6 protein-coding genes are annotated in these 7,048 nt (G+C 64.0%); 1 reads left to right on the forward strand and 5 read right to left on the reverse strand.

All coding sequences use genetic code 11. The features are described 5' to 3' along the window. Nucleotides 1-2: 2 nt before the first annotated feature. The 5 genes from pdeM to NKH67_RS28515 form a co-directional block, all read right to left on the reverse strand. The gene (gene pdeM, locus NKH67_RS28495) at nucleotides 3-719 is read right to left on the reverse strand and encodes a ligase-associated DNA damage response endonuclease PdeM (RefSeq protein ID WP_353032290.1); all 717 of its coding nucleotides are present in this window, start codon (nucleotides 717-719) and stop codon (nucleotides 3-5) included. Further along, nucleotides 716-3,238: a ligase-associated DNA damage response DEXH box helicase gene (locus NKH67_RS28500; RefSeq protein WP_353032292.1), complete on the reverse strand. Its 2,523-nt coding sequence runs from the start codon at nucleotides 3,236-3,238 to the stop codon at nucleotides 716-718. Before NKH67_RS28500 ends, pdeM begins: the two co-directional genes overlap by 4 nt. 67 nt (nucleotides 3,239-3,305) lie before the next feature. Further along, entirely contained in the window at nucleotides 3,306-4,217 is a 912-nt protein-coding gene (locus NKH67_RS28505; RefSeq protein WP_502893817.1) for a C40 family peptidase, read from the reverse strand. Then, the gene (locus tag NKH67_RS28510) at nucleotides 4,180-4,530 is read right to left on the reverse strand and encodes a MarR family winged helix-turn-helix transcriptional regulator (protein WP_023676939.1); all 351 of its coding nucleotides are present in this window, start codon (nucleotides 4,528-4,530) and stop codon (nucleotides 4,180-4,182) included. Before NKH67_RS28510 ends, NKH67_RS28505 begins: the two co-directional genes overlap by 38 nt. Before the next feature lie 69 nt (nucleotides 4,531-4,599). Then, nucleotides 4,600-5,964: a leucyl aminopeptidase family protein gene (locus NKH67_RS28515; RefSeq protein WP_353032294.1), complete on the reverse strand. Its 1,365-nt coding sequence runs from the start codon at nucleotides 5,962-5,964 to the stop codon at nucleotides 4,600-4,602. Nucleotides 5,965-6,086: 122 nt separating this feature from the next. Here NKH67_RS28515 and NKH67_RS28520 point away from each other — a divergent pair, with 122 nt between their 5' ends. Beyond that, nucleotides 6,087-6,908, forward strand: coding sequence for a tetratricopeptide repeat protein (locus NKH67_RS28520; RefSeq protein ID WP_353032298.1), 822 nt, complete (start codon nucleotides 6,087-6,089; stop codon nucleotides 6,906-6,908). Nucleotides 6,909-7,048 lie beyond the last annotated feature (140 nt).

Here is a 7,048-nt window from a genome sequence, read left to right on the forward strand (position 1 = left end):
GTTCAGCCCGGCCTGAGCATCGCGTGGGAAATCGCGAAAATGCGCTCTGTGCCAAGCATATAGGCCATCAGCGTTTCGCGGCGGAACAGCCCGGCATAGGCGCGATCGAGCACGTTGAGCGAGCCGGTATAGGCGCCGAAAGCCGGCATGATCATGCGGCCGCCATCGCCGGCAAAGCAACGACGCCGCACCGAACGGCCTTGCTGCACGATGCGGGCGCAAGGATGCAGGTGGCCTGATATCTCGCCTTCCGCCCTCACCGCCGAAGGCTCGTGCCGGAAGAGCAGAGAACCGATGGCCAATTCGCGCACGGTTTCGCCCGGCAGGTCGGCCGGTGCTTCCGGGTCATGATTGCCGGCGACCCAGAACCAGTCGCGCCCGACCATCAGCCCTTCCAGCCTTTGGCGAAAGCTCGCGTGCATACGTGCGGCGCCGCCGCCATCGTGAAAACTGTCGCCCAGGCTGATAACGATCGCAGGCTGATAATCGGTGATCACCGCCTGCAGCCGGAGCAACGTCGCACCGGTGTCGTAAGGTGGGACCAGCGTGCCGCGCCTGGCCAGTGATGAGCCTTTTTCCAGATGCAGGTCGGATACGGTCAGAAGCCGGAATTCGGGAAAATAGAGCACGCCGCGACGGTCGCAGATCGCGCGTTCGCCGGCGATACGGACAGCGCCCGCATCCGCCAGAGGCGCAGCCATGGCGAGCGCGACAGTCATTTCGTCCCCATGGCCTCCTCGACCAGCGTGGCTGCATCCATCAGCAGCGTGTCATCGGCCTCGCCGTGCACCGGCATTTTGCCGATCTCGAGCATGATCGGCACGGCGAGCGGCGATATCTGCTCGAGGTTCTTATGCATGATTCGACCTTGGACGCGCGAGAGCATCTCGGCAAGTCTGCTGACATCCAAGAGACCGGTCGCGGCATCGGCACGCGTCGCCTGCAAAAGGATATGGTCGGGCTCGTGGCTGCGCAGCACGTCGTAGATGAGATCCGTCGACACGGTTACCTGGCGGCCGCTCTTCTCCTGCCCCGGGTGGCGTTTCTCGATCAATCCCGAGATCAGCGCGCAATTGCGAAAGGTGCGCTTCAACAACCAACTGCCGGCGAGCCAGGCTTCGAGGTCGTCGCCCAGCATGTCCTGATCGAATAGCCCAGCCAGCGACGGTTTCTTCGCCCTGAACATATGGCCCATATCGGCCAGCGACCATATGGCAAGCGCATAGTCGGTGGCGACGAAGCCGAGCGGCTTGGCTCCCGCCCTGTCGAGGCGGCGGGTGAGCAGCATGCCGAGCGTCTGGTGCGCCAGCCTGCCCTCGAACGGATAGGCCACCAGATAGTAGCGGTTGCCACGCGGAAAGGTCTCGATCAGCAGATCGTCGCGTCTCGGCAGCACCGACTTGTCGGCCTGGAAGCGTAGCCAGTCGGCGACCTGCTCCGGCAGCTTCTTCCAGCGCTGCGGATCGTCCAGCATGGCGCGGACCTGTTCAGCCAGGTACGTCGAAAGCGGGAATTTGCCACCACCATAATACGGCACCTTGGCGTCGCTGCCGGGTGCATTCGAGACAAAGCACTCATTCTCGCGGATACCTTCGAAGCGCAGCACCTTGCCGGCGAACATGAAGGTGTCGCCATGCGTCAGCGTTTCGAGGAACGCCTCCTCGATTTTGCCCAGAACCCGGCCGCCACGCGAAGCCGCGCCTCTGCTGCCGGCCTGGACATAGCGGACGTTGAGCGCCGGCACTTCGATGATGGTGCCGACATTGAGCCGGTATTGTTGGGCGACGCGAGGATTTGAGACCCGCCACAGCCCGTCCTTGTTGAGACGAATACGGGCGTAGCGTTCATAGTTCTTCAGCGCATAGCCGCCGGTGGCGACGAAATCGATGACGCGATCGAATGTCGGCCGATCGAGATCGGCATAGGGTGCTGCCGTTCGCACTTCCTCAAACAGCGCATCGGCATGGAACGGCGCACCGCAGGCACAGCCCAGCACGTGCTGCGCCAGGACGTCGAGCCCGCCATTGACCAGCGGCGGCGTATCCTGGGCACCGAGATAATTGGCGTCGAGCGCCGCCCTGCATTCCAGCACCTCGAAGCGGTTGGCCGGTATCAGGATCGCCTTGGACGGCTCGTCCATACGGTGGTTGGCGCGGCCGATGCGCTGCGCCAGCCGGCTGGCACCTTTCGGCGCGCCGACATGGACGACCAGGTCGACGTCGCCCCAGTCGATGCCGAGGTCAAGCGTCGACGTGGCGACGATGGCGCGCAGGGCGTTCTCGCCCATTGCCTTTTCGACACGCCGGCGCTGCGCGACGTCGAGCGATCCGTGATGCAGCGCGATCGGCAAGATCTCCTCGTTGACCCGCCACAACTCCTGGAATAGCAACTCCGCCTGGCTGCGCGTGTTGACGAACAGCAGGGTTGTCTTGTGGCGCTTGATCTCGTTGTAGATTTCCGGCGTTGCGTAGCGGGCCGAATGTCCCGCCCACGGCACGCGCTCCTCCGAATCGAGAATGGAGATGTCGGGCTTGGCGCCGCCAGTGACGACGATCAGTTCGGCCATCGGCCCCGGTGGATTCTGGCTGACCAGCCAGCGCCGCAATTCGTCAGGCTCGGCGACCGTCGCCGACAGGCCTATCGTCTGCAGGGCGGGCACAAACGAGCGCAGCCGGGCCAGCCCGAGCGACAGGAGATGCCCGCGCTTCGAGGTCACCAGCGAATGCAATTCGTCGAGCACGACATAGCGCAGGTCCTCGAAGAAGCGCCTGGCATCGGGCGCGGCAATCAGCAGCGCCAATTGCTCGGGCGTGGTCAGGAGAATGTCGGGCGGCGCCAGCTTCTGCCGCTGGCGCTTGTGTGCGGGCGTGTCGCCGGTGCGCGTCTCGACGGTGACCGGCAGTCCGATTTCTTCGACGGGTTTGCCGAGATTACGCTCAATGTCGACCGCCAGCGCCTTCAGCGGCGAGATGTAGAGTGTGTGGATGCCTCGATGCGCCTGCCCCGGCCTTCTCCTCGGCCGGCCGGCCAGTTCGGTCAGCGATGGCAAGAACCCGGCCAGCGTCTTGCCGGCGCCGGTCGGGGCGATTAGCAATACCGACCGGCCGCCCTGGGCTTTGGCCAGCAAATCCATCTGGTGGGCGCGCGGCGACCAGCCCTTTTCCGCAAACCATTTGACAAATGGCTCGGGCAGGACGACGGCGGCATTCTGTTCGGCAAGGCGCGGCTGCTCTGTCACGCGCCAGACGTAGCGCGGCGGCGCGCAATCGCCAAGCAGAATCAGAACAAAAGGTGATCGATTCGCGCTACGGCCGGCGAAACCCGGTCGGTCCGCCATAGAGATAGCCGATACGGGCGACCGCCTCCCTCAGTCCTTCACGCGACACCAGCATGGTGTGGCCGTTGGCGTGGATCATGGTCTCCGGATCTGTCATGATCGCGACGTGGCCTTTCCAGAAGACCAGGTCGCCGCGCCGCAACCCGGCAAAATCCGGCCCGGGTTCGAGCGGCTCGCCGACGGTCGCCGCCTGCATGTCGGTGTCGCGCAGCACTTGCCTGCCAGCCATGTGCATTGCAAGTTGCACGAGACCGGAACAATCGATGCCGAAGCCGGAGACGCCGCCCCACAGATAGGGCGTGCCGAGAAACGCCTCGGCGACCGCGACGTAGTCGGGATGAACCTCGGCGACCGGCCTGAGATGACCCGAGATGACCGCCTGGCCGGACGGCAGCAGAGCATAATGCGTGCCGCGCGTTTCCGCTGAGCCCGTCACCGCCACCAATGACCCCATCGAGAGCTCCCCGCTCACCGGGAACCGCAAATCCGGTCCCGGATAGAGGAAAGTGCGCGGCACCGAGACAACATGGGTGGGCGCATGCTCCCGACCGCCCAGCACGGTGTCGGCGACATAGCCGACATAGCCGTCGCGCTCGGCCTGTATCCAGGCCCAGCCCTCAACGTCCTCGAAGACGAGGACGTCTTCGCCGAACAGAAGCTGGGTATCGACGCCGGCGTCCGGCCGCGGCGCCTTGCGGATGTCGGCGACGGAGGCTGATATGCGAGCCGGCCGGCCGGCGACGAAACGGTCGGCGGCGACCTCGCCTCGCAGCCTGGCGTCGGCGAGATCGGAGCGGAAGGCATGGAGGCGGGCATCCCTGGCGGTCAAATCGGCAACTCGTTCAAATTGGCAACTCTTGGGCTCTGGCAATGATAACATCGCCAAAGCGCTCGACAAAGAGCGCGCCTTCGACTGTGCGCCTGACCAGCACGTTGCGCTTGTCGAGCTCGTCGCGGTGGCGCGACACCAGTTTCAGCGCCCCCATCGTATCGAGCGCACGGGTGATCACCGGCTTGGTGACGTTGAGGCGGGCGGCTAACCCCCGCACCGTGTGCGGCGGCGGATCGAGATAGATGGTGAACAGGATCGCCGTCTGGCGCATGGTGAGATCGGGCGCGTCGTCGCGCACCTCCGACAGCACCACCTGTTGCCATAGTCGCAACGCTTGGCTTGGACGCATGATAATCGACATCCGTCCAGCATGACGGAAAATTGTTTCGGTTCCGTTTCAGTCAAAACCTTCGTCGGCTATGTCCTAGAATCAGCCGTAGCGGTTCGAAATGACCTGCTCCAGCGCCCGGATGCCTTGCGCTTCGCCACCGGCAAGGCCGTGCGGGCGGTCGAACGGGTTCCAGGCGAAGATGTCGACATGCGCCCAGCCGGCGGTCTTTTCCACGAAGCGCTTCAGGAAAAGCGCCGCCGTGATCGAGCCGGCGAAACCGTCCGGCGTGACGTTGTTGACGTCGGCCACCTTCGACGCCAGCTTGGCGTCATAGGGCTTCCACAACGGCATCCGCCATAGCGGATCCTCGACCGCAACGGAGGCGTCCGCCAGCTCGGATGCAAGCGTCTCGTCACCGGTATAGAACGGCGGCAAGTCGGGACCGAGCGCAACACGGGCAGCGCCTGTCAGCGTTGCCATATCGACCAGCATCTGCGGCTCGTCGTCATCGGCCAAGGCCAGGGCATCGGCGAGCACCAACCGTCCTTCGGCGTCGGTGTTGCCGATTTCGACGGTAATGCCCTTGCGGCTCACCAGCACGTCGCCTGGCCGGAAGGCGTTGCCGGCTATCGAATTCTCGACAGCCGGGATGAGCACGCGCAGCCGAACCTTCAACCCGGTGGCCATGATCATGGAAGCGAGACCCAGCACGTTGGCAGCGCCACCCATGTCCTTCTTCATCAAAAGCATGCCCGAGGACGGCTTGATGTCGAGACCGCCTGTATCGAAGCAGACGCCCTTGCCGACCAGCGTTATCTTGGGGGCATTGCTCGGCCCCCAAATCATGTCGATCAGGCGTGGCGCGTCGGCAGAAGCCCGACCGACGGCGTGGATCATCGGAAAGTTGGCGGTAAGAAGATCGTCGCCTTTGGTCACCGATATTTCGGCCTTGTGCGTCGCGGCCAAGGTCCGGGCGGCCTTCTCCAACTGCCCGGGGCCCATATCGCTGGTCGGCGTGTTAACCAGATCGCGCGCGAGGAAAATGCCATCGGCGAGGCGGCGGATGCGGGCGGCGTCGGTGCCTGCCGGCAGCGCGAGGCGAAGCGTCTTGCCTGGCTTCTTGCCGTAGCGGGTGAAGACATAGCCGCCGAGCGCCACGGCGAGTGCCGTAAGCTCCGGCTTGGCCGGTGCGGACGCAAAATGCCACTCGCCTGCGGGCAAGGCTCTCGCTAGTGCGCCGATGGCCAGTGCGCCCTCGCCATCACCGGTGCCGAACAGGGCTCCGGCAATCGCGCCGTTGTCGCCAGGCACGATCAGCGTCCTGCCGGCCTCGCCGGAAAAGCCGTTGGCCTTGGCCCAGGCGACCGAGGATGGCGCAAGGCCCGCCGCCGCCAGAGCATCCTTCGCCACCAGATGGACCGGCAGCGCATTGCTCAATTCTTTCTCGACGAGTTCGACAGGCATTCGCTGGCCTCCGGCTTCCGAGTCTGCGTTTCTTAACTCTCCGTTAGGGTTAACAGAATATTTCTGCGGGAGGAAAGATGACCTCGCAAATGGTCACGCGCATGAACGGAGCCCTGGTGCCGATGCCGACCAACCGCAGGATGAACGCCAGCGCAAACAGGCTGATCACCACGGTGTTGATGATGGTGCTTGCTGCAGGCGTCGCCGGCTGCGGAACCAGCAAATTGACGACTGGCTCGATTTCTCGTCCAAGCGGCAAGCCGCTGGAAACAATGTCGGCGGGCGAACTGCACAACGCTACGATGGCGCTCGGCCAGTCCTATTCGAAAAACCCCAGCGACAAGCGGATCGCGACAAATTATGCCGCGGCGCTGCAGATGGACGGCGACGCAGACCAATCGCTTGCGGTGATGCGCAAGCTGGCGATCGCCTTGCCGAAGGATCGCGACGTGCTCGCCGCCTATGGCAAGGCGCTTGCCGCCAACGGACAGTTCGAGCCGGCACTCGATGCCGTGCGCCGCGCCCAGACGCCCGAATATCCTGACTGGAAACTGGTATCGGCGGAAGCTGCTATTCTCGACCAGCTCGGCCAGAAGGACGAGGCTCGCCAAGGCTATCGCAAGGCGCTTGACCTCAGGCCGAACGAACCGTCGATCCTTTCCAATCTCGGCATGTCGTACGTGCTGGAAGGTGATTTGCGCACAGCCGAAACCTATATGCGCTCAGCCGCCCAGCAGCCGAATGCAGACAGCCGCGTCCGCCAGAACCTTGCGCTGGTCGTCGGTCTGCAAGGCCGTTTCGACGAGGCAGAGAAGATCGCCTCGCAAGAGCTGTCGCCGGATCAGGCGCAGGCTAACGTCGCTTACCTTCGCCAGATGCTGGCGCAGCAGAATGCCTGGAGCCAGCTCAAGGACCAGGACAAGGCAAAGCCCGCCACCAACTGACCGCTTCGCGCGCCCCCCCCGCGCGCGCCATAACCAAAAAATAAAAACCAAAAAAACCCCCCGGCCCAGCCCCCAGGCGGGGAAAACAATAAGACGTTGTAGAGAACCACCCCGGGCTACAACCAGGCTATTTTTGGCGT

Source organism: Mesorhizobium sp. M0968, from assembly GCF_040319065.1.
GTDB lineage: Bacteria > Pseudomonadota > Alphaproteobacteria > Rhizobiales > Rhizobiaceae > Mesorhizobium.